15 protein-coding genes and 2 pseudogenes are annotated in these 23979 nt (G+C 63.2%); 9 read left to right on the top strand and 8 right to left on the bottom strand.

Features of this window, described 5'->3' with window-relative positions:
* Window positions 1-143: 143 nt before the first annotated feature.
* Window positions 144-3119 (bottom strand): TonB-dependent receptor domain-containing protein, encoded by a 2976-nt coding sequence (locus ACM0O9_RS14355; RefSeq protein ID WP_065197214.1) that lies wholly within the window; start codon window positions 3117-3119, stop codon window positions 144-146.
* Between the two features lie 134 nt (window positions 3120-3253).
* Window positions 3254-6613, bottom strand: coding sequence for a TIM-barrel domain-containing protein (locus tag ACM0O9_RS14350; protein WP_414603699.1), 3360 nt, complete (start codon window positions 6611-6613; stop codon window positions 3254-3256).
* Between the two features lie 322 nt (window positions 6614-6935).
* Between ACM0O9_RS14350 and ACM0O9_RS14345 the strand changes: the two genes are divergently transcribed.
* The 6 genes and pseudogenes from ACM0O9_RS14345 (at window position 6936) to ACM0O9_RS14320 (ending at window position 14265) form a co-directional block, all read left to right on the top strand.
* Entirely contained in the window at window positions 6936-8090 is a 1155-nt protein-coding gene (locus ACM0O9_RS14345) for an SIS domain-containing protein (RefSeq protein ID WP_005420100.1), read from the top strand.
* A pseudogene (locus tag ACM0O9_RS14340) lies at window positions 8083-9018 on the top strand (ROK family protein); the annotation flags it as partial. The gene ACM0O9_RS14345 and the pseudogene ACM0O9_RS14340, both read left to right, overlap by 8 nt.
* 19 nt (window positions 9019-9037) lie before the next feature.
* Window positions 9038-10372: a D-tagatose-bisphosphate aldolase, class II, non-catalytic subunit gene (locus ACM0O9_RS14335; RefSeq protein WP_065197284.1), complete on the top strand. Its 1335-nt coding sequence runs from the start codon at window positions 9038-9040 to the stop codon at window positions 10370-10372.
* Window positions 10373-10405: 33 nt separating this feature from the next.
* Complete coding sequence (locus ACM0O9_RS14330; RefSeq protein ID WP_065185936.1) at window positions 10406-11182, top strand: DeoR family transcriptional regulator; 777 nt, start codon at window positions 10406-10408, stop codon at window positions 11180-11182.
* Entirely contained in the window at window positions 11179-12294 is a 1116-nt protein-coding gene (nagA, locus tag ACM0O9_RS14325) for an N-acetylglucosamine-6-phosphate deacetylase (RefSeq protein WP_235648999.1), read from the top strand. The genes ACM0O9_RS14330 and nagA overlap by 4 nt, the downstream gene beginning before the upstream one ends.
* Window positions 12295-12486: 192 nt before the next feature.
* Window positions 12487-14265, top strand: a complete 1779-nt coding sequence (locus ACM0O9_RS14320; RefSeq protein WP_164092994.1) for an MFS transporter — start codon at window positions 12487-12489, stop codon at window positions 14263-14265.
* 52 nt (window positions 14266-14317) lie between these two features.
* Here ACM0O9_RS14320 and ACM0O9_RS14315 read toward each other — a convergent pair whose 3' ends face one another.
* The 5 genes and pseudogenes from ACM0O9_RS14315 to ACM0O9_RS14295 form a co-directional block, all read right to left on the bottom strand.
* Window positions 14318-14788, bottom strand: a complete 471-nt coding sequence (locus ACM0O9_RS14315; protein WP_065185868.1) for a SecDF P1 head subdomain-containing protein — start codon at window positions 14786-14788, stop codon at window positions 14318-14320.
* Window positions 14785-15336 carry an HdeD family acid-resistance protein gene (locus ACM0O9_RS14310; RefSeq protein WP_049431885.1) on the bottom strand — a complete coding sequence of 184 codons (552 nt, stop codon included), beginning with the start codon at window positions 15334-15336 and terminating at the stop codon, window positions 14785-14787. The genes ACM0O9_RS14315 and ACM0O9_RS14310 overlap by 4 nt, the downstream gene beginning before the upstream one ends.
* 254 nt (window positions 15337-15590) lie before the next feature.
* Window positions 15591-15788: a DUF4926 domain-containing protein gene (locus tag ACM0O9_RS14305; protein ID WP_081280504.1), complete on the bottom strand. Its 198-nt coding sequence runs from the start codon at window positions 15786-15788 to the stop codon at window positions 15591-15593.
* A gap of 615 nt (window positions 15789-16403) precedes the next feature.
* Window positions 16404-16763, bottom strand: a complete 360-nt coding sequence (locus ACM0O9_RS14300; protein ID WP_414603668.1) for a hypothetical protein — start codon at window positions 16761-16763, stop codon at window positions 16404-16406.
* 39 nt (window positions 16764-16802) lie between these two features.
* Window positions 16803-17237 (bottom strand): annotated as a pseudogene (locus tag ACM0O9_RS14295) (ComF family protein); the annotation flags it as partial.
* Window positions 17238-18152: 915 nt separating this feature from the next.
* Between ACM0O9_RS14295 and ACM0O9_RS14290 the strand changes: the two are divergent.
* Window positions 18153-18776 carry a hypothetical protein gene (locus ACM0O9_RS14290; RefSeq protein WP_414603667.1) on the top strand — a complete coding sequence of 208 codons (624 nt, stop codon included), beginning with the start codon at window positions 18153-18155 and terminating at the stop codon, window positions 18774-18776.
* Between the two features lie 253 nt (window positions 18777-19029).
* On the opposite strand, the gene ACM0O9_RS14285 is transcribed toward ACM0O9_RS14290, so the two are convergent.
* On the bottom strand, window positions 19030-20457 hold the full coding sequence (locus ACM0O9_RS14285; RefSeq protein WP_414603666.1) for a KAP family P-loop NTPase fold protein: 1428 nt from the start codon (window positions 20455-20457) through the stop codon (window positions 19030-19032).
* A 609-nt stretch (window positions 20458-21066) separates the two neighbouring features.
* Between ACM0O9_RS14285 and ACM0O9_RS14280 the strand changes: the two genes are divergently transcribed.
* Together ACM0O9_RS14280 and ACM0O9_RS14275 are read left to right on the top strand one after the other, a co-directional pair.
* A complete protein-coding gene (locus ACM0O9_RS14280; RefSeq protein WP_414603665.1) occupies window positions 21067-21885 on the top strand; it encodes a hypothetical protein in 819 nt (272 codons plus the stop codon).
* A 583-nt stretch (window positions 21886-22468) separates the two neighbouring features.
* Window positions 22469-23221, top strand: coding sequence for a hypothetical protein (locus ACM0O9_RS14275; protein WP_414603664.1), 753 nt, complete (start codon window positions 22469-22471; stop codon window positions 23219-23221).
* Window positions 23222-23979 lie beyond the last annotated feature (758 nt).

The following is a 23979-nucleotide window of genomic DNA, read 5'->3' as shown; positions in this document are numbered from 1 at the left end:
GGGGTGGGGTGGTGCCGTTTCCTGCGGAGCAGGGTCCGATCCCGCGGGCGCCTCTCTGGAGAAGAGCCCCCTTGATGTTCAAGGGGGGGGGGGGGGGGGGGGGGGGCGGCCCCCCCCCCCCACGCCAGGTCACGCAAACGGAATTACTTGAACCGGTAGCCGATGGTCACACTGTAACCACGGCCGAAGATGGTGGCGTAGTCACTGGAGTCACCCAGGAAGCTGTTCGGATCGTAGAACGGCAGGCGGTTGAACAGGTTCTTGACGGTGAAGCTCAGGTTCCACGCATCATCCGGGCGCCAGGTGACGCTCATGTTGGCGGTCCACCACGACGGTGCACCATCGCACTTGCTCTTCTGCAGGGCCAGGTAGCCGCCGGTGCAGGTTTCCTTGTTGTTGCTCTCTTCGTCGATCTGGTCGGTAGCCCACTTGGTGCCACCCACGTAGTTGACGAACATGCTGGTGGTCACCTGCTTGTAGGTCCAGTCTGCATTGAGCGTGGCACGCAGGCGCGGATTGTTGTAGTAGCCCACCACGTCGCCGTAGTACCAGCCGTTCTCGGCGTCCATGTAGAAGCGGTTGCGGTTGGCGATGGTGGCGGCCAGGCCGATGTTCAGGTTGCCCCAGTCGCCCAGCGAGAAGCGGCTGCGCGCGTCGATGTCGAAGCCGTCGATCAGCGTCTTGCCGCGGTTCTTGTACTGGCCGACCACGCTGGCCACGTTACCGGCGGAGTAGCCCGGCAGGGTGGCCGGGCAGCTCACGCCGCTGGCCGGATCGGCGCACATTGCCGCCAGCTGCGCCAGGTTGGCGCGGTCGCTGTCGGTGATCGGCGAGCGCGACATCGAGATGATGTCTTCCATGCGGCGATAGTCCGGCGCGACGATTTCGTTGTCACGGTAGATGAACCAGTAGTCGGCCGACACCGACAGCCAGGTTGCCGGCTCGTAGACGAAGCCGAGGGTGGCGATCTTGGCCTTTTCCGGCTTCAGGTCCTTGTTCGGCTGGGTCATGCGCGCCACGGTGCGGCTGCAGTCGACGTTCAGCAGGGTCTTGCCGAGGTCGACGTCACCCGGCCGCTGCGACTTCAGCAGCAGGTTGGCGATGGCGTTGGTCTCGCCGCAGCGCAGTTCGTCACGGAAGCCACCGAGCTGGGCGAACACGCCGCCGTTGCCGGACTCGGCCAGGCTCGGTGCGCGGAAGCCGGTGGAATAGGTGCCGCGCAGCATCAGCTGATCGAACGCCTGGTACTTGAAGCCGATCTTCGGCGCGATGTTGGCGCTGAAGTTCGGGTACTTGTCCACGCGCACCGCCGCATCCAGTTCCAGCTTGTCGGTGATCGGCGCCACGGTCTCGGCGAACAGCGCGTAGGTGTTGCGCTTGCCGTCGAACCACGAGCCGCCCTGCTGGGTGATCAGGCCATTGGCCGCATCGGCATTGCCCGGGGTGTAGAAGGTCTCACGGCTGGCGTTGAAGCCGAACGCGGCGCGCATCTCGCCCGCCGGCAGCTGGAACAGCGGTCCTTCGATCTTGCCGTCCAGGGTATGCAGGCGGGTCCACGACTGGATGTCGAAGGTCGGGAACGCTTCACGGATCAACGCGGCGTTGGCTTCGCTGATCTCGCCGAACTTGTACGCCGGGTGGTCGGAGATGATCACCCGACCGGTACCAGGATCGATCGTGTACGGCCCGAACGCCTTCTCGAAGCCCTTGGTGTTGACGTTGATCGTCTGGTAGGTGGTGGAGTGGGTACCAGCGCTGGCGAAGGCGGTTTCCCAGTTCCAGTCACCCACGTTGCCACGTGCGCCCGCCAGCACACGATAGCTCTTGTCGGTATTGCGCTGGCCGAAATAGTTCGGGCCGGCATCCTGCAGCAGGTAGTTCAGGCCGACCACGCCGCCCATCATGGCCTTCAACTGCGGGCTGGCGTGGTTGTACTCGTTGTTCGGGCCCAGGAACGGGTACAGGAACTGGTTGACGGTGTTGCCGGTGTTGCGCGAGAACCAGCTGGTCGGGTTGCCGGTCGTGGTGCCGTAGGTGCGCGGCGTGCCGCCGTTGGCGCGCAGGTCGATGTCGGTGTAGGTCGCCTCGGCGAATATCTCGGTGTTGTCACCGACCAGGAAGGTGCCGTTGAGGTAGGCGGTGTTGCGCTCGGACTTGGCACCGGCGTCGATCTCGTTGTTCATCCAGGTTTCCCAGACGCAACGCGGACCGGCCGCTTCACTGGTCAGCACGTTCTTGCAACCCGGCGCAGCTTCCTGCACGCGGCGGCCGGTGACCGGATCGAAGGCGAAGTAAGTGCCCGGATTGAACTCACCCGGCCTGCTGCCCACGCCCAGGCGCAGGTTGTTGAGGTAGTTCGGGTTGTTGACGTAGTACTGGTCCGGACGCTTGTCGTAGAAATCGCTCAGCGGAATCGCGTCGCGACGGTACATGTTGACCGCGCCGTAGATGTTGAAGCGGTTCTCGGCCAGGTCACCGAAGCCGGCGGTGATGCTGGCCTGGCGCTCACCGTAGGAATCGATGCGCGAGGAGGTGTCGTTGGTGAAGCTGATCTCGGCACCCTGGAAGTTGCGCTTGGTGATCACGTTGATCACGCCGGCCACCGCGTCGGTACCGTACACGGCCGACGCGCCGTCGGTCAGTACTTCCATGCGCTCGATGGCCGCCGCCGGGATCGCATCGATGTTGACGAACTGGGTCTGGAACCCGGCCGGTGCGCCGTAGTACGACAGGCGGCGACCGTTCAGCAGCACCAGTGTGCCCTGTGCGCCCAACCCGCGCAGGTTGGCCTGCGAGGCACCATCGGAACCGGTGAACAGCGAGCGCGCATCCTGCTGCGCGGGGCGAGCGGCCGGCAGGTTGTCGAGCACCTGCAGCAGCGTGCGCGCCCCCATGTTCTGGATGTCCTGCTTGCTGATCACCTGCACCGGCGAGGCGGTTTCAACGTCGGTGCGACGAATGTTGGAGCCGGTGACCTCGATACGGGCGAGGTCGGTGGCGTTGTCCTTGCTCTCCTGGGCGAAGGCAGGAGCAGCAAGCGAGAACAGCGCGCCGGCAATGGCCAGCGTCAGCGGAGCGATCGGGCGGCAGGGGGGGCGGTGGTGGCGGGCGGGCAACATCGGGGTTCTCTCCTGGCAGGGGTGCGGCGCAACTGAGTGAGCGCGTGGGCGTTCGGCGGGCAAAACGCTCCCGGGCCACGGCCATGAGGGCCGTAGTCGGGATGGGGCGGGGGAGGAGCGGTGTTACGTGGGGGTCATGGGGCGACGATGCTGGCGGAGTCGCCCTCCTGGCCGATCAGTACGGCGTTGGCCCAGTTGGCACAGACCTGGGCGGGTTGGCTGCCCTGCGCACCCAGCGTGCGCAGGCTCAGGGTGGAAAGGCCACGGATGTCCAGCTCCGGCTTGACCACGCCGGGCGCCTTCACCAGGCCGCTGTCGTACAGCAGGCGGTTGTCGCCCCATACCTGGAACTGCAGGCCGCCGGCGTTGCGGCAGGCGTCGTCGATGCCGAGGTCGGCACGCAGCAGGTGCCAGCCGCCCTGCAGGCGCAGGTCGATGCGGCTGTTGGCGCCGACTCCCAGGCCACGGCGGAACTGCAGGCCGTTCATGCGCATGCCGGCGTCGCCACGGAAGGACTGGTCGGTACGCAGCTGGCTGGCCAGCGCGGCCGGCACCGGCAGCTCGGAGAGATAGCGCTGCCGGGCCGGTCGCTCCGGTTCCTGGTGTTCGAGGATGTGGAAGGTGGACAGTGCGATCGGGCCGACGTCGCGCGGCTGCAGTGCATCGAACGCGCGGGCGCTGCCCTGGGCGGCGGTCACCATCGGGTCGGTGCTGCTGGCGCCGTCGCCTTCGGGGTTCTGCACGCTCAGTACGCGGAAGCGCAGCAGGCGGCCGGCATGGGCCGGGAAGTCGATGCGTTGCACGCCTTCCTTCAGCTGCAGGCGGCCACGGGCGATCAGCTCGCCCCACTCGCCATTGCTGTCGCCCAGGTACACCTCGTAATCGCGCACCTGGCCGTGCTTCCAGTTCTTGTCGTTGCGCGGCGCGATGTCGATGCCATCGATCATCCTGCGCTCGCCGAAGCCGATCACCCACTCGTGCGCGCCAGTGCGCACGGCCTGGTTGCGCACGCTGCGGAACCAGGTGTTGGGATCGTCATCGAAGGCGTTCTCCAGCGCATGGCCGGGCTCCTCGGCCGGGCGGTTGACCACCAGCAGGCTGTCTGCGGGCAGTTCGCGGCCGAGTACCGGCGCGGCCGGATAGGCATCGTCGGCGGCCGCAGCGGCCGCCGCGAAGTCCAGCTGCAGCTGCAGCGGCTGGCGGATGTCCTGGACAGCGGTACGCACGTGCAGCGTGCCACGGCGCTCCTTGGCATCGAAGTACCAGCCTTCAGCCGCACCGTTGAACGCCGCCGCATCGGCCAGCGCTGGCAACGCGCGGCCACCGGCCTGCACTGCACGTGGCGCCTGCCGGCTGAGCACGCGCAGGCCATAACGACGCTGCGCCAGCTGGCCGTTGTACTGGCCCTGCACCGCATCGATCTGCACCTGCACCGGGCCACTGCCCAGTGCAGGCGCCTGCACGCGGATTACCTGCGTGCTCGACTCGCCCTGCTGGTAGCGGCGCGTGTTGCCATCGTCTTCGTACAACGTGTACTGCGAGTCGCCCTGCGGGTACAGGTCGAAGGTCACTTCATCGAGCGGCTTTTCGCCGTCGAACAGCATCGACGGGTACATCGGCAGGATCGCACCGGCGCGCACGAACACCGGCAGCGTGGCCAGGTCCACCTGGCGGTCGAGCTGGCGGCCGTCGGCACCGGCCTGCACGCGGCGGCCGTCCCAGTAGTCGATCCAGCCGCCGGCCGGCAGGTGGATGTCGCGGCGCCAGCCACGGCTGGCGGCCTGGCTGCGGTACACCGGCGCCACCAGCAGGTCGCGGCCGAGCAGGAACTGGTACTTGTAGGTTTCATCCTGTGCATGCGGGTCGCGCGGGTAGTCCCACATCAGCCCCCGCACTGGCGGTGCGCCGGTCTGCGCGGCCTCGTGCACCAGCCCGTACATGTACGGGGTCAGGCGCATCTTCAACTTCAGGTAATCGCGGTTGATGCTGCGGTACGGCTCGTCGTACCACCACGGGTGCTTGCGCGCGTTCGACGACCAGCCGCTCATGCCCATCAGCACCGGGGTGAACGCCTTCCACTGCAGGTCGCGGGTGAAGGTCTCGGCGCTGCCGCCGAAGATCGCATCCACATCGCCGCTGGCGTAGGCCATGCCGGACAGGCCGGAGCCGACCAGGGTCGGCACGTGCCAGCGGATGTAGTCCCAGCTGCTGCTCTGGTCGCCGGTCCAGGCCACGGCGTAGCGCTGGATGCCGGCCCAGCCCATCACTGTCCACAGGAACGGGCGCGAATCGGAATTGTCGAGGATGCCGTTGAACGCCTGACGGTTGGCGTCCATCGCGAACTGGTAGCCCTTGCCGGTCCAGGCCACGTCCAGCTTCTGCACGCGGCTGCCGGCCTTGCCGACTTCCCAGGCGATCTTGTCGACGCCGTTCTCGGTCCACAGGCCGGTGCGGAAGCCGTAGCCGGCGAGCCCCTTCACCGTTTCCGGCAACTGCTTGTAGCCGCAGCCGTAGCCATCATTGGGCAGGATCCAGCCACCGGGCATGTCGTGGGCGCGGTACTGCTTGGCCACGCTGTCGATCACATCCGGCGTGGTGCCGGTCGGGCCGTCGCTCCAGCCTTCGGGCACGGTGCCGGGCTTCTTGCTGTTGTCGCCGTCGTTGTAGCAGTCGGCATCGCCATAGGACAGCGCCCAGCGCGCCACCATGTTCGGGCGGCCGGTCAGCTGGGTGTAACGCTCGATCAGCTTGGGCAGGTCCGCGCCGACGAAGTAGTAGGCATCGAAACGGTCTTCGCGATGCAGCAGCGTGGCCTGGTCGGGCTGGCGCAGGTCGTAGCTGCCATCGCTCCAGGTATTGCGCAGCATGCCCCAGCCACGGCTGCTCAGCAGCATGGGTGCCGGGCTGGGGCGGTCGCCCTCTTCCCAGCCGCCGGAATAGGACACCTCCAGCTCGCGGCCCTTGAACTGATAGCGGCCGTTCTGCTGGCCGCCACCGAAGTAGCCCTCATCGGCCTGCGACGACAGCACCTGCACGCTCTGCGTGGCCTCCAGGTCCAGCGGCTGCAGTTCCTGCCACAGCGCGGTGGGCTGGCCGTTGTCCAGGCGTTCCAGGCGCAGGCGCAGCGGTTGCCGCTGCACATGCAGGACCAGTGCGTCGGTACGCACGCGGATTTCCTGCGCATCTTCTTCCAGCTGCGCCTGCACGTTCGCCTTGGGCTGCGGCAGCACGATCGGTGCGGCTTTGTCGCCGGCGCCGGTCAACGTGCCGTTGCGGCCGGCCTGCACGCGGATGATGTCGGTCGCCGGCAGTTCAATGCGGATGCGCGCTCCCTTGTCGGTCTGCAGGTCCCAGCCCTGCACGCCATCGCGGCTGGCGCTGGCGCTGACCGATCGCAGGTTTCCGACCGGCTCGGCCCGGGCCGTCATGGACGCCAGCATCAAGGCCGGCAACAGGGCCAGCATCAGCGGCGAGCGACGTACGCAGTTTTCCACGCGGACTCCCAACCCGTTCACCGGGCGTTTCGAAAGCGATTGGGCCGACTCTAGGGCAGCGATTCGAAAGATGTCAACAAATTGAAAGGAAAAAGGAAGATATATTCCATTGAAACGAAAGTTGTTGCGTCGCAATACTTTGTGTAAGCGCTTGCAGTCGCCTGTTAAGCATTGTGCGATACGGCATTTGACCCGTCCTTTCGTTTTCCTGGTCATGCCGCGACTGGGAAAGCCACTCGGCCATTTTCTTTCTTTTTACTTTCGATGTTTGACATTTCGAAAGAAAACACAGATGGTGCGCTGGCCCAACTGGAACCTCCGAATGGACGTCACCCTGCTTTCCGATGTGTCCGCCTGGCAGCGCCTTGGCGGAGCCGATACCGCAATCGAAATCGCCCAGCAGCCTGCGCTGTGGGAAGCACTCGCACAGGACCTGTCGCGTGCCCGCGACCGCCTGCAGGCCTTCCTCGGCGACAGCCTCAACGATCCCAACCAGCGCGTGCTGTTCACCGGCGCCGGCAGTTCCGGCTTCATCGCCGAGATGGTGGCCGACGCGATCAACGCACAGTGGGCGGCCGAGGTGCGCGTGGTGCACACCACCAGCCTGCTGACCCACCCGGCGCTGTACCTGCAGCGTGACCGCCCGACCCTGCTGGTGTCGTTCGGCCGCAGTGGCTCCAGCCCGGAAAGCGTGGCAGCGGTGGATCGCGTGCGCAGCGACGTGGACGACGCGCGCTTCCTCGACATCACCTGCAACGCCGATGGCGAACTGGCCCGCCGTGGCGCCGGCCGTGGCGATACGTGCACCCTGCTGATGCCGTCGGCCAGCTGCGACCGTGCCTTCGCCATGACCAGCAGCCTGACCTGCATGCTGCTGGCGGCACTGACGGTGTTTGATCGCTCGCCGTGGGATGCGCGCGTGGCGCGCCTGAAGCAGATCGCCGCGCTGGCCCGCGAAGGGCAGGCGCAGTGGGACGCACCAGTGGCAACACTTGCGCAGCGCCCGTTCAACCGCGTGATCTACCTTGGCAGCGGCCCGCTGGAAGCGCTGGCCCGCGAGTGTGCACTGAAGGTGCTGGAGCTGACCGCTGGCCGCGTTCTGGCGCTGGCCAACACGCCGCTGGGCTTCCGTCACGGTCCCAAGTCGACGCTGGATGGCAACACCCTGGTGGTGGTGCTGCGCAGCGTGCAGCCGCTCGCGCGCCGCTACGAGCAGGACCTGCTGGACGAACTGCGCCGCGATGGCGTGGCCGGGCAGGTGCTGGCGATCGGTCCACATTCGGACATCGGCGCCGATGACGATTACACCCTCACCGTACCGGCGCTGGACGATCCGTGGCTGGCACCGGTGTGGCTGGGCTTCGCGCAGCTGTTCGCGCTGCAGCGCTCGGCCGCGCTGGGACTGACCCCGGACAACCCGTTCCCGGACGGCACCGTCAACCGCGTCGTCAAGGGCGTCACCATCCACCATGGCTGAGCTGATCGCCCACGCCTGCTATGGCATCGACATCGGCGGCACCAAGATCGAGCTGGTGGCGTGCGATGCGGCGATGCAGGTCACCTGGCGCCGCCGCGTGGCCACGCCGCAGGGCGACTACGATGGTTTCCTGCAGGCCGTGGTGACGCTGGTGGCCGAGGCCGACGCCGCGCTGGGCCGGAATGATGCGGCCATCGGCATTGCCCTGCCCGGCGTGCGTGACCGCCGCAGCGGCCGCCAGCTCAGCGCGAACGTGCCCGCACTGACCGGCCAATGCGTGGCGAAGGATCTGCAGGCGCGGCTGCAACGCCCGCTGCATTTCGGCAATGACCTGCAGTGCTTTGCCCTGTCGGAAGCGCACGGCGGCGCCGCCGATGGCTACCCCAGCATGTTCGGCGCCATCCTCGGCACCGGTGCCGGCGGTGGCTTCTGCCTGCAGGGCCGGCTGCTGTCCGGCTTCAACGGCCTGGCCGGCGAGTGGGGCCACTGGAGCGTGCCTGGCCATCTGCTGCAGCGCCATGGCCTGCCGCTGCTGGACTGCGGCTGCGGCCTGCAGGGCTGCGTGGAGCGCTATGTGTCCGGCAGCGGATTGGCCATGATCGAACGCCACCTCGGAGGCAGCGCCGTCGATGCCAGTGCGGTGATCACGCTGGCCGGAGCCGGCGATGCCCACGCGCGCAAGGCGCTGGACATTCATCGTGATCTGCTCGGCCACAGCCTGGCCGCGCTGGTGCTGGCGCTGGACCCGCACGTGATCGTGCTCGGCGGTGGCCTGTCGCAGTACGCGCCGCTGTACCGGCAGCTGCCGGCCGCCATCGCCACCCATCTGTTCGATGGCGTGCAGGTCCCCCCGATCGTGCCGCCACGGTTCGGCGATGCCGGTGGCGCACGTGGTGCCGCCCTGCTCGCCTGCCAACCCTCGTTTTCCCGATCTCCGGAGCCTGACCATGTCCCCGTTGCAGACCCTGCTTGCTTCCCACCGCGCCGGCGCTAACGTCGGCCTGTACAGCGTCTGCTGCAGCAACGAGCAGGTGCTGCGCGCGGCCATGCACGTCGCCCTGGCGCATGGCACCGTGCTGCTGATCGAGGCCACCTCCAACCAGGTCGACCAGTTCGGCGGCTACACCGGCATGACCCCGCCGCAATACCGCGACTACGTGGGCACGCTGGCCGATGAAGAAGGCTTCCCGCGCGAGCGGCTGATCCTGGGCGGCGACCACCTCGGCCCGAATGCCTGGCAGAAGCGCCCGGCGGCCGAAGCGATGACCCACGCGCGCGTGCTGATCGAAGCCTACGTCGCCGCCGGTTTCCACAAGATCCATCTGGATTGCAGCATGTCCTGCGCCGATGATCCGGTGCCGCTGCCCGATGCCATCGTCGCTGCGCGCTCGGCCGAGCTGGCCGAAATCGCCGAACGCACCGCCGCCGAACATGGCCTGCCGCCGCCGGTCTACGTGATCGGTACCGAAGTGCCGATTCCCGGAGGCGAAGCCTCGCTGGCCGAGGGCCTGCAGGTGACCACGCCGGCCGCCGCCGCGCAGACCCTGGCCATCCACCGGCAGGCCTTCGATACCCCGCAGCTGCGCGATGCGTGGCAGCGTGTGATCGCGATGGTGGTCCAGCCGGGCGTGGACTTCGACCACAGCAGCGTGCACGAGTACGACGCTGCCGCTGCCAGTACGCTGGCCGATTTCCTCGAACAGCAGCCACGCATCGTGTTCGAAGCGCACTCCACCGACTACCAGCGCGAGAGCGGCCTGCACGCGCTGGTGCGCGACCACTTCGCCATCCTCAAGGTCGGGCCCGCGGCCACCTTCGCCTACCGCGAAGCGCTGTTCGCGCTGGCCGCGATCGAGGCCGAACTGCTGCCGGCGGCACAGTGCTCGCGCCTGCCGCAGGTGCTGGACGAGGTGATGGTGGCGCAGCCGAAGTACTGGCAGTCCTACTACCAGGGCGATGACACTGCGCTGCGCCTGCTGCGCAGCTACTCCTTCAGTGACCGCTGCCGTTACTACTGGGGCGAGCCCGCGCTGGTGCAGGCGGTGCAGACCCTGTTCGCCAACCTGGAACAGCACGCGCCGCCACTGGTGCTGCTCAGCCAGTACCTGCCGGAGCAGTACCGCGCCGTGCGTGAGGGCACGCTGGCCAACACCCCCACCGCGCTGGTGCAGCACCGCATCGGCCTGTGCCTGGGCGAGTACGCGCGCGCCTGCAGCGCCAACCAGGCCGGAACCCGCACGCAGAACGCACGTTCGGCTGCCGCAGTTGCTGCGAACGGCTAATCTCTACCTTTCCCCGCGAAACCGAGAATGGCCATGCGCAACACCCGCTCCCGCCGGCAACAGATCCTGCAGCTGCTGATCGAGCACGGCTCGGTGCAGGTGGCCGATCTGGTCGAGCGTTTCGGCGTGTCGGCGGTGACCATCCGTGCCGACCTGACCCACTTCGAGTCGCAGGGCCTGGCCAACCGCACCCACGGCGGCGCCACCCTGGTGCGCACGCCGCCGCAGGAACAGGACATCCACGAAAAGGACGCACTGAACCTGCCGTTGAAGGAATCGATCGGCGCGTGTGCCGCGCGCCTGGTACGGCCTGGTGACAACATCATCATCGACTCCGGCTCGACCACGATGACCCTGGCCCGCCACCTGCGCACGCAGCGCGACGTGACGGTGATGACCAACGGGCTGAACATCGCCTGGGAACTGGCCAACGCGGCCGGCATCAACGTGCTGCTGACCGGCGGCCTGCTGCGCCAGCAGTCGCTGTCGCTGCAGGGCAGCCAGGCCGAAGCCAGCCTCAACTCCTACAGCTTCGACACGCTGTTCCTGGGCGTGGATGGCCTGGACCTGCAGTTCGGGTTGACCACCCATGACGAAGCCGAAGCCCGCCTCAACCATCGCATGGTCGAGCGTGCACGCCGTATCGTGGTGCTGACCGACGCCTCCAAGTTCGGGCGCGTCAGCCTGCACCGCATCGCCCTGCTGGATCAGATCCACACCATCATCACCGATGCCGGCATCGACGACGCAACCCGCGAGGGACTGCAGCGGCTGGGCATCGAGGTGATCATTGCCGAGCCTCCCGCATGAGCGACACCCGTTCCCTGCATGGCCGCATCCTCACCCCGCTGGGTTGGCGGCGTGGCCACGTCCACTTCGATTCACACGTGCGCCGGCTGCAGGTGGATGACCAAAGTGGTGCTGACGACCTGCAGCTGCCGGTCATCCTGCCCGGCTTCATCGACCTGCATGTACACGGTGCGGCCGGCGTGGACCTGATGCAGGGCGGCGACGTGGCGCGCACCATCGCGCGCACCCATCTGCGCTTCGGCACCACCACGCTGCTGGCAACCACCATGACCGCCGGCCTGGATGAGATCGAGCACGCGCTGCAGGGGGTGGCTGCGACGATGGCGGCGCCCGATGCCGACGCCGCCCGCATCGTCGGCGTGCATCTGGAAGGACCGTTCATCAGCCCGCAGCGGCTCGGTGCACAGCCCAACCGCACGATCGAGGCGACGCTGGCGCTGGTGCAGCAACTGCACGCACTGGCGCCGATCCGAGTGATAACGCTGGCACCGGAAATCGGCGAGCACACCGCACTGATTCCCGCGCTTTCGGCGATGGGCATCCGCGTGCAGCTCGGTCACAGCGCCGGCACCTATGAAGAGGGCGTGGCTGCGCTGCAGGCCGGCGCCTCCGGCTTCACCCATCTGTTCAATGGCATGACCGGTGTCGACCATTACCGACCCGGCATCGCCGCGGCGGCGCTGGCGCATGCACAGTACGCCGAGATCATTCCCGACCTGCAGCACATCCATCCCGGCGTGATCCGCCTGGCCGCGCGCGCGATCCCGCGCCTGTATGCGGTGACCGACGCGACGGCCGCCACCGGCATGCCCGACGGCGAGTACGCGCTGGGCGAGCAGCGCGTGCACAAGTGCGGCGGCTGCGTGCGCCTGGCGACCGGTTCACTGGCCGGCAGCGCGCTGACCATGGACCAGGCGCTGCGCAACCTGGTGCGCGTGGGCCTGGAGCTGGCCGATGCCTCGCAGCGCGTTTCCACCTTCCCGGCCGACTATCTGGGCCTGGGCGATCGCGGCCGCATCGCGCCCGACGCCCGTGCCGACCTGGTGGTGCTGGACGCCGAACTGCGCCTGCAGCAGGTGGTCATTGGTGGGCGCGTGATCGATCTGACCTGACGCAAGCGATGCGGCCCGGATGCCGCGCGGGCTCCCTGTAGAGCCGAGCCATGCTCGGCTCACCGCACGAAGCGCGGCATGGGGAACCTCGATATCGGAACGGAAAGCAGCCGAGCATGGCTCGGCTCTACAGAATGCACTCTGCGACGAACCGCCGCCTGGCCTGGCCCGGCGCTACCACAGGAACTGCCGATGACTGCAAGCACCGCTCCGCGCTGGCCCGTACGTTACCTGCTCTTCATCGGCGGCCTCGGTGGCCTGCTGTACGGCATCGACATCGGCATCATCGCCGGCGCCCTGCCCTATCTTGAAGCCACCGCCAGCCACGCCTGGCAGCTCAGCAGCCAGCAGCTTGGCTTCGTGGTGGCCGCGGTACTGCTGGGCAGCGTGCTGTCCTCGCTGTTCGCCGGCATGATCGCCGACCTGATCGGCCGCCGCGGCGCGATGCTGCTGGCCGGCCTGCTGTTCACCGCCTCGATTCCGATCATGGCGCTGGCCTCCGGTTACACGCCGCTGCTGCTGGGCCGCCTGCTGCAGGGCATCAGTGGCGGTTTGATCGGTGTAGTGATTCCGCTGTACCTGGCCGAAGTGCTCAGCCCCGAGCGACGCGGGCGCGGCGCCGCGATGTTCCAGCTGCTGCTGACCGTTGGCCTGGTGCTGGCAGCCCTGATCGGCCTGTACCACGCCCACGCCGTGGATGCCGCCGCCGAAACCGTGCGCTCGCTGCCGCTGGCACAGCAGGCGCAGGAGCTGTTCACGGTGAAGGACCACGCCTGGCGCACCATCTTCTGGACCTGCCTGGCGCCGGGCCTGCTGTTCTGCGCGGGCATCTTCTGGCTGTCCGAATCGCCACGCTGGCTGGTACGCCGGGGCCGCATTGATGAAGCCCGCCGCAGCCTGCAGCGCGTACTGCCCGCTGCCGATGTGGAGCCCACCCTTGCGCAGATCCAGGCGCCGGAATCGAGCAGCAGCCACAGCAAGCGCGATCCACTGCTCAGCCGCCGCTACGTGGTGCCGTTCCTGCTCGCCTGCGTCGTGCTGGCCTGCACCCAGGCCACCGGCATCAACTCGGTACTGGCCTACGCGGTGAACATCCTCAATCAGGCCGGCCTGTCCGGTTCAGTGGCCAACGGCGCCGACGTGGCGATCAAGCTGCTGAATGCGGTGATGACCGTGGTCGCGTTGCTGCTGGTCGACCGCAAGGGCCGCAAGTTCCTGCTGATGCTCGGCAGCGGTGGTATCTGCGTGGCCCTGCTGGCCGCGGCCACGCTGTTCTTCCAGGCCGAGCGCGGTCGCGCTGATGTGCAGCCGCAGTTGCAGGCGGCGGTCAACGGCGATGGCCTGCAGCTGGTGCTGGATGAAGCCCAGTGGCAGCGCCTCGGTGCTGGCATCGACAGCGAGGGCCGGCCGCTGCAGCTGACCGTGTCGTACGCCTACGGCGACTTCACCAATGTGCGCGCCGTGCGCAGCGACAACCTGATTGATCGCGAACTGCGTATCGACCGCACCGGCACCGTACAGCCGGACAGCGTGATCGGCGCATTCTTCCGCAAGTTGCATCTGAACCCGTTCGCCGACCCCGCCAGTGCCGCGCAGGCGCCGCTGCGCGTCGAACAGGCCCGCATCGGCCCGGTGCCGCCACCGGCACACGGCTGGGCCGTGGCCGCCTGCATCCTGGTGTTCGTCGCGTTCTTCGCGGTCGGCCCCGGCGTGTGCGTGTGGCTGGCACTGTCGGAGCTGATGCCGAACCGCATCCGTTCCAATGGCATGAGCATCGCGCTGCTGATCAACCAGTTCGTGTCGACCACCATCGCCGCCATCTTCCTGCCCACGGTGGGCCACTACGGCTACGCCAGCATGTTCGTGTTCTGGGCGGCGTGCACCTTCGTATTTTTCCTGGTAGCCGCGTTCTGGCTGCCGGAGACCAAGGGCAAGTCGCTGGAGGAGATCGAGGCACGGTTCGCCCGGTAGCGGTCGACCTTGGTCGACCTCCGCGCGTAACGCGGTGGTGTTAGCGCGCCCGTCACTGACCGGTGATGTGCTTCGCCAACGCCTGTGCCTCGGCAATGCTCGGCAGCCCGCTCAGCATCATCGATTCACCGAACGGGCCTTTCACCGTCGCCACCATCAGCACGCGGCCGTCCACGCTGAGCGCCGCGCGCTGGCCCACCAGTGCTGCCGTGCCATCGTGGATGCGCTGGTGCGCTTCGGGTCGATAGCGGATCTGCAGGCCAGGTTGCTTGGCTTCATCCAGCACGTAGCGCACGTCGGCAATGTCGGTGCTGCCGGCAATCGGCGGCTCGCGCAGGGCCAGGGTTTCGCCTTGCCATTGCGCCGGCTTGCCTTTGCCGGAGGCGTCCACCGCGCTCAGGCGCACATCCACGCCAGGGCGCGGCACGTGATCCTTCCCTGCCAAGCCACCGGGCGTGGCGCCCGGCATGCAGCCGGCCAGGGTCAAGGCCACGCCCAGCAACAGCGGAAGCGCAGCCCTCACTTCAGCTTCCGCAGCTTGAATGCCACCAGCACCTGCAGCAGGCCGTACAGCAGGCTGCCGATGCCGATCCACAGCGTAGTTACCGCCACGCCGGCATATGGATTCGCCGCAAACAGCAGGCCCAGCACCACCGCCAGCACGCCGCTGAGGATCAGCAACCATTCGCCCTGGATCTGCTTGCGCACGCGGATCGCGAACACGATGCGATAGATGCCGGCCACCAGCAGCCACGCCGCCAGGAACAGCACCAGCACGCTGGCGGTGGCCAGCGGATTGATCACCGCCAGGATGCCGAAGCCCAGCGAGGCGAGGGCGTACAGCGCCAGCCAGCCGCGGGACGCGCCGCTGCCGCCATTGATCAATGCGAACAGGCTGATGACGCCCTCGATGATGGCCATCACGCCCAGCGTCCAGGCCAATGCCATGGCCGCCGACAATGGCCAGCCGATGGCGACGATGCCGAAGCCGAGAGCGACCAGGCCATACAGCAGGAGGATCCACCAGCTACGGCCAACCGCCGACAACAGGGGAGACAAGGGGGAATTCATGACCACTCCTTCGATCCGGAACCGGGTTCATCGTAGCCGTTCGAGATGAAGGGGGAGATGACGGTGATCGTTGGCGGGTTCGTCGTGGGCCGGCGCTGCCATGGACGAAATTGCTCCGATCTCATCAATAGACAACAGCTGTCGTTCTTCTTCGCGTCGCCCGGCGCCCCATTTCGCCAGCGACGGTGAGCCGGGTGGGGCTGATGCCACTGCCATTGATCCTGGCGCGGGATCGGTCAGCAGAACAAGGCTCATCACCTCATGACCTCAAACTGCGCTGACCTTAGTGAAATCTGCGCAATTGTTGCGCCGCCCCCATCGCAGAACTCAACCTCATAGGCTTCCTCTGGCTCGGAGAGTACGGCAACTACCACCCCGAGACTGCCACGATAAATTCCCACTGAAGGAATATCCTCCAACAAGCGTACACCTTCATTGATTCTAAAATTCATATATAAATTACTTCACAAATACTGCTGTCAGCTCTGGAGCATCTGATCCGAGCTTATAGATCCACCCAGCTCTAACGACCCCGCCCTAAATGCAAGAATATGAGTAGATCTACACCGCCCCCAGAACAAGCCTATTAAAACGTTCAAGTTCCGAAGGACTTACATCCTGATACTCACAATTCAATCCCGAACCACAAACAAAGCCGATACGTTCACTATATGCGGCATATACCGAACCAGAGCTATCCACTGATGAGAACACATCCAAGGAGGGGCTACTCAGTTCCGATCCACACCAGGAAATGATTGCGCCCCCCTCAACAAACCATTCCAGTGATCGCCTAATGCATATCAACCACTCGTCCTCATCAGGCCAGGAATTTATCTTAACTTCGGCGGACAAATTGCTCATACCTTGCCCCTCCCACTCCCTGAATCTCACATCGACGCGACCACTCCATATGTCCTCAAACGAGGCACTATTCTTGCCAAATTCGCCAATCGAACCACAACTCCAATACCCGTAGAAAATAATTCCGCATACCTCCTCCTGATAAACAACACGACCAGACTGGTCTGGAATGGCCCAATATATTCCGAGGCTGCCTTTCGTTATCATAGTCCGAAATTCTTGATCTGCTGCGGGGATGGCTTGATCGCTGTAACAATATCTCCAGCCGCTATCTTGCCGCGAGGCTCCTTCGCCACAAAGATAACAACGTCCTCTCCGTTAATTTTCCCATAAAAGCCTTTAACCGGCTGCCCGCCTTGAACCATTACGTGGTCAAAAGTTTTTATCGGTTTTGTAAGAATAGCCCGCCCGATATCCTGGAACGCCTGCCGAGCGGCTTTTGACCCAGAGTTCTCCGTAATTATTCCAGCATCGATCAAATGCCTGGCAGAGTGATAGGGTCTTTGCATCCGTGCACCCATTGCGGCGATGCAGTCGAGCACCGCGCGCTGAAGGATGGGCATCCTTCAGCTGCCGTCATGCGATGTCAATCGCTCCCGTCGTCACGGCACCCGTGCGCACACCCATGCCCGCACGTCCCTGGCACCCGCCAGCCGCAACGTCTCGGCGATTTCCATCACGGTGCTGCCGGTGGTCATCACATCGTCCACGACGGTCAGCCGTGTCGGTGGCGACAAGCGCGTGCCGAATGCGTCAAAGAGATTGTCCCGGCGCTCCTCTGCGCTGCGCTCGGACTGCGGCGCGGTGTGGCGTCGTCGGTACACCCCCTGCCAGACCGGCATCGGCAGCAACCGGCACAGCTCGCCGGCCTGGTTGTAGCCGCGCTGGCGCAGGCGCCGCCCATGCAGCGGCACCGGCACCAGCGGCGCACACGACCAGGGCGGTGGTGCGCGCTGCATCAGCTGGGCAAGCAAGCGCCCGGCCGCCAAGTCCTGGTGGAACTTGTAACGCACCAGCAGCTGATCGACGGGTGGAAGTATGCACGTTCAAAAATGCTGGCGTCCGAGACAAGATTTCATCAACCGGTCGGAATTTTTGTCGATGCAGCCAAATACATCATTGATTCGTAAGGGCTATACGCCCTAAGCAAAGTAGGCGACAGAAATTCATGTAATTGCAACAGGCTTCCTGCTATCGCTGCCCAGCGGCGAGGAGTCTCTGCGGAGCCGCCCCGCCCACGCAGTAGCGCCGGCGGGAACGCCAAACTGGCGACGGAAGCAGCCGAAGTCGCGCGCCCAATTTAAGCGATAGCCGAATAGTCTACGGGTCGCCATCAGGATCAGACTGTGAGGCCGGATAGTGCCATCCGGGGCCAGGACGTGTTCGGCACACTCCCCCAACAACTGACCATAGAGCCGGAGATAGCCAATGCCATGGTCCAGCTGCCCGCTAGCCACGCGCTTAAGCGGGGGGCACTAGCGTGGCACAGCAAGAGTCGACCGTTCGGCAGCAGAATCAAGAAGGATCTATTCGGCTGGGTAGAAGCTCGACTCCAAGATTCGGACGTACGAGGCCTTCTCTCGGACCAAGTGCTGTCAGAGTCCGATGATTAGCTCCTTGGTTTGCAGACAAATCTGGCCCTCCCGAGCGGCCCCTCTCTCTCCACTCACTCCCAGGAGCACATCGAGCACAACGATGACACGAGCACAAGGATGACGACGAGCACCGCATAAGCTACGTAAATATCTGAAAATAAAGGCCAAAATATCATTGCCATGCGCGGAATAGCGCAAAGTCACATAGTCGAGTACGATCTATACGCCCGACATCCAGGACACCTAGGCGGGCCGCTTGTTACGCTGAGATCTACAGATATACCGCGAACTCACTCGTTGCCCCAGGCAGGCACGTCGCGGATGATGTTCACCATTAGCACGCATTCGAGAAATGACATGGCAACGCACAAGCAGTCGGGAACCAAGCGTCTGAAGATGTCGGAGCGAGCTCAACAGCAGCTCAACCTTCACTTCCCCAATTTTCCACCACAGTGGCTATGGCAACGCAAAACGAACGACGGATTTACGACGGTGCCGCGGACCCTCCCTATCGCCATGCAGGCGATCGACGACCAGAGCAAGGGACAGCCGGCTGGACACACGCTGCTGGGCCTCTGGGCGCGGGCACCGGATAATCCACTCATTTCCATTGAGAACCCTGCGACTTTTGCCGCAGAAGCCGGGTTCTCAGGGGAGCGAGCGGTAGATACTTGGCGACGACGTATGAAGCGCCTGCGCGAGCTGTCCTTCATCATGACTAAGCCAGGCCCATCTGGGGATCTCCATTTTGTTCTTCTACTCAATCCAAATGTGGCGGTCGAGCTTATGCGCACTCGAAACCAAGTGCAGGATGGCCTCTATAGCCGGTTTCTTGATCGACTGATCGAAGTAGGAGGATACGGAGAGATCGAAGCAATCCGAGCGTTTTGGCATGAGCAGCTCAATCAGCAAGCTGCTGCGGCCCAAAGCACGGATAATTCTCCGGTCGAGGCAGCTCCCCCTGGCGGGGCGGAGGCATGAGATGGAAAAAAAGCCATCGCTACGGCCGAATGATAGAGGCGAACACAGGCCCTACTGCGCATTCAGGAACGATCGATTTCGCCTTTGGGCGTTGGTATCCCGAGATATCCGACTTGTGGTCATTGCACTTCTAGTTGTGCTAGGCGTCGGTACGTCCCATGTGCCCTGGTCACTACTGGCGCATTGATCAATGAGTGTTACGGATGTCATAGACAGCTTTAGCAAGCACGACACCTAACAAGCGGCCAAATTGTTATGCCTTGGCAAGCCTTGAAAAGGATGAGGTGACATCGGAAATATCTATTCGTCTGAGCTTCTTCAAACGCGCATGGATGGGAAGCAATTCAGGGTCATCAACACCTCCGGATTCGATAGCATTATTGACAATGACCGATGCCTTTTTCTGATTAGGAGGATTCCATGCTGCGAGAGAATTCACCCAATCTGTCATGAATTTTAGGCCGCTATCGCGTCGAAGGTCGAAATCCATCTGACCGAGGAATGACTGCGATGTTGGATGCTTGATGATCTCGCGATACTTTTTTTCGCGTCCGAAACGCATGCATGCTAGGAATACGGCGACCTGAGGGAATGCAATCTCTTCAGGCCCACGTGTTCGGAGATATACGTCTACCAGCGTGAAGGCCTGCGCCTGATCCCTCAGTTTTAAATCGAGCCAATCCGCAACCTTGGGGAAGACATCAAGTGCCTCCGAGTAGTCATAGCGCCGATCAAATGATTGGATGCCATGAACGTATGCAGCGATCTCCTCCCGCGATCCGAAGTCCCGATCAAACAGCATGTTACCTTCAGGCACGATCTTGTCCCAGCCGAAAGATTGAAACAGCACGCCTGTAAACTGAAAGGCGTTGGGCTCGGGTAGCATGTACTCATAGTCGAAGAACTTGCGAAGATACTCCTCACTGTCGAGTCCAGAGCCGTATTGGGAGTTGACTGCAGCAGGTAGGTTCTTTCCGTCGGATGCTATAACGAAGACGATTCCGTTTACATCAAAGAAGTGCTTGACGCGCTCGAGCATGCGCACTGCGTAGTCGGGCCTGCACCTGTCCAGCTCGTCGATAAATACTACCAACGGCTTAACGATCGGGCCAATGACGTCTGGGCGCGCTCTTCCCGTCAAATAGTCGCGTGCATGCTCGATTCCGGTGCGCAGATCGCTGCTTGCCTTCACCCGTCGCGACACCACCTCTTTTGCAGCATTCAGCGCCCCCTTCAGTGCGGCTCCTGTCGCAGCCAGCAGCGGCGTGGCGACGGCAGTCGCAGCAACACCAATTTCCGCGAGCGGGAGGGATATCGCGAGCGAGGCCTCCAAAAGTTCATCAGTGGACTTTGTCAAGCTCCCGCCGTGAGAGGCCGCCTTTTCTGCCTGTCTTTGATTGATAGCCTCTACCAAGGCTACGAGTGGATCTGCCAGATAGTCAGTCCTCCACGCATCCACCCGAACGGTGGGGACGTTTACCTCTTCCAGCTCGAGCTGAAGCTGTTGCATAAAAACCGTTTTCCCGCTGCCCCAAGGACCATATATGCCTATGACGTAGGGCTTGGTAGTGGCTTGAACTAGGCGCGTAAGCGTGGCGGCGCATTCACGACGGGCAAGTGGGTCTGTACCCCAGATGTCCTTGACAGTCGGCGTGTGCTGTGGAAGCTTCGAAAGAGACATGCTGACGTCCTGGGCTAGGATTTCTCATTCTGCTGCCGGAAGTCGTCCCCGGCAAGAGTATCGACTCAATCACGGATGAGGTCCGCCGAGGCCTTGAGTTTTCCCCAGAAAACGATTCGGACGAAGTTCTGCGTTCTGCACCGCATGCGCCCCGAGGCCATTTGGCTGCTGGCAGACAAGCTCATGCCCCCCTGGCACTCCGTACGCGCCTACCAACTAATTCTCAAAGCGGCCCAACAGACCTTCGAAGCCACTCCAAGTTAAGGGCTGGAGGTTTTAGAGGGTCGATAGGACTCAAAGCTACAGCGGGCGCACTCCAAGAAGCGTTTGGGAAGACAAGTCTTTGCCTTGAGAAAATCAGCGGGCAATTCAGAGGGCATTACTGAACGGCGTAGTGCCTAGCTACTTACCCTCGCGCAAAACCAGGCCATCCAAGCAACTACGGCGGATTTCGGATGTTAAGGGAATCAATTGGGGCACCCCAGCCCTGCCCCAAAACCTGCGGCACCCTCATTGCAGGTTCGCAATCAGCCAATAACTTTACACACAAGCCTGCCTGAGACTGCCTTAACTAGCGTAGACTGAGGGCATCCACATCGGAACGTGACCATGCCTACTGAGCCTTTACCCCGCCTGCGCAAGAGCATCAACCTCGACGCCATTGCAAAGCTAAATCCAGAGGAAACTGCACGGCTGCGGGAGGGGTATACCGCAGCCATGCGGCCTGTCCTGGATGCTTCCCATACTCTGCCGGCCGTGCTTCGCGGTATTGGCGATACGATTCGTCCGTTTGTTGACCAGCTTAACGAAGCCCGCTCTTTCATCGGCGGGATGGGCGCCATGATCAAAGCATCGAATTGCATGCTCCGAGACGGCATCCGCGGCATCGTGCAGCAAGGATGGTTTATCGATAGCGATATGGATCTTTCGTCGGTCACACAGCTAGATGAGGAGTATTCTTCAGGCAAAGAGGCGGAAGCTGAGGCCGCGTTGATTGCCTACTATCAGGCTAAAGGTGACGCCATTGTTTCCCGCGTGTGCGCCAACGCACCGGATCGTGCCCAGCACATCCAAGACGCCTGGGAGGCTCACAAGGCAGGGAAGTACTCGCTGAGCGTCCCTGTTTTCCTGATCCAAGCTGATGGTCTTGTCTACGACCGAAGAAACGGGCGGCAGCTCTTCTCGAAAGACGCAAATCGGGGTATTAGCGCCATCGCTAAGACAGCAGAGGCCGGCTCCGCGGACTGGGTCTTTCTAGCCCCGTATGTAGAAGAGAGCCCTTTTTCGAAGAATACGAGGGAGATTCCTGATGATTTTGGAGGACTGAATCGCCATGCGGTTCTGCATGGCATCAGCACAAAATTTGCGACGGAAGTGAACAGCCTTCGTGCGTTGTCTGCACTCGGCTATGTGGACTTTGTGCTATGAACAGGTCAGCGGCCGAACAGTTCAAGCGTCTTTTTAGTACAGATGGCGATGGAGGCGTCTGGCTAACGGTGGAAGCCAAGGGGTCCACATCCTATGAAATACACGTTTTCCTAGATCATGTAGAGGATCGTTACGACTGGGTCATCACACGAAACCGCCGGACCATTGCAGAAGCGCAGACCACTGCCTTCGACTTTCCACAAGCACTACAGTCCGCACTCAATCACTACTGGGGAACCGACTTGGTGGAGCCAAAGCCATTAGACCCGTGAGGCCGGGTTCTGAAGGTCAAGAGATTAACCGTGTCTACACGGATAGTCAGTCGCTCGCTCCTCCCCATTGCAAGGCCACCGGCCCGCTAGGCCCGTAAGCCGCGCCTGATGAATCGGAATCTATCCCGAAGGTCCAGATGCAGTTGCCTGACTTGATGAAGGGCAACGATAAGCGCAGCATGCTCAGCACCGCTCGCCTGAAGATTTCAGCCACGGCTTGCCAGATGCATCTTGCGTCATGTGCGCAGTGCCTCTGGCGGAGTATGCTGCTGGAAGTTTCGTCATGGTTTCTGTAACCGCCCGGGAGCTACATGCGAATCGAAAATTACCCACTTGTCGATTCATGGGTCCACCTCAAGGCAACAGATCGAAAGAAGGTCAGAAGTCAGCACGTACTTGCCCGTGTGACTGTACTGGGCGGCTCCAAGCCTAGCTTAGGCATCCAACTTTGGACCATCGGAACAACTGTCGGCTTCCAGCGTATTGGGAGCTTCGGGGCCTCCCTTGTCGGGACTAATGCCAACGGTGACCCTGTCTACAAGATCACCGACGGAACGATGCGCCTGGAGCCTGCTTGGCAAGGCTTCCATCTCGGAACTTGGTGTCAAACGCTTGCCGTTACCTGGGCGAAGTCTCAACCGCTGGGAGTTGTTTCAAGCATCACGTTGGTTGAAATAGACACCATCAAAGAACGCTCAGACGGTACCGATAACAACGAAGAAAAAAGGGAGCGGAGGAACAAGTTCTACTTGCGATACGGCATCGAGTTCGATTGGTCCACACCCCTCGTCGAAGGCCGTTCTAAGCCCATGATGACAAGCCAGCTTAAAGACTTGCCCCAACCTGTGGGCTTGGTTGAGTCGGAGCTAACTCGTGCAATGCATGACGCACAGTTGGAAGTTGAGCGCCTCACCAAAGACCTGGAAAACGCTAGGTTGAGTGCTCAATCAAGCCGGCAGGAATTGAACGCACGAGATTATTGGGGCCGCTGGGCCTGGCGGTTCGTCGGACCATCGCTCATTGGTGTGTTCTTGGGAATGGCTATCCGCGGAAACATTGGATAACACCATATCCATGGGCAGCCTGTGATCCATTTCCCTGCGACGTCCGCCGAGCCTACGGCTGGTGCTACGCATCGAGCCCTACCAGATCTAGCCTTTGGTCCGGGACACCTTCGTCAGCCGTGCCGAGCTCTCGGCACTCGCGCTCCGCCCGCCACGTGGCACGGCCTGTCGTGAATCAATCCACTGATCGTCCCCCTGCATGACAGCCGCCATGCCGGAAGAGCGCGACCCAGACGATGAAGTTCGTTGGATGCGTCGGCTAGGCGGGATGTGGCTTAGAGGCTCGGTTTGGACTCGGAAGCTGCACTTCGGTACCCCTACAAGATCGGCAGCCCAACATTCGATAGCCGCTCCTAGCCAGAGTTTTTGGCAAATGTCCGCTTCCGGCCAGAAGCGGACATCGACTAATCCCTAAACTTGACGACCTTCGAAGCGGGCTCGGGTCTTGGTCGTCATTGCAGTGCAATCTCCGCGTTGCCCAGGCTTGTATCTAAGGCACCTGCCGCTGAGTTGACATTGTCGGCTGCAGTTTGGATGTCCGGCACAACATCCTGCCAATCATCGAAGCCGAAGCGGCTAGCGATCGACAATAGTTCGGACGATGCTGATTGGACCTCGCGAGACTGTGAAGCTACATCTGCCAATGCTGATTGGCCGGCCTCAATCGTGCCTCGTGCGTCCTGTAGCTCACTCTCCAGTTGAGCCAGTCTAGTGTGCGATTCAGACAGCTCTGCTTGAAGGTCTGCAACCTGGCTATC

The sequence above is a fragment of the Stenotrophomonas sp. FR012 genome (assembly GCF_047520565.2).
Lineage (GTDB): Bacteria > Pseudomonadota > Gammaproteobacteria > Xanthomonadales > Xanthomonadaceae > Stenotrophomonas > Stenotrophomonas sepilia.
This window is presented reverse-complemented; position numbering and strand designations above follow the sequence as displayed.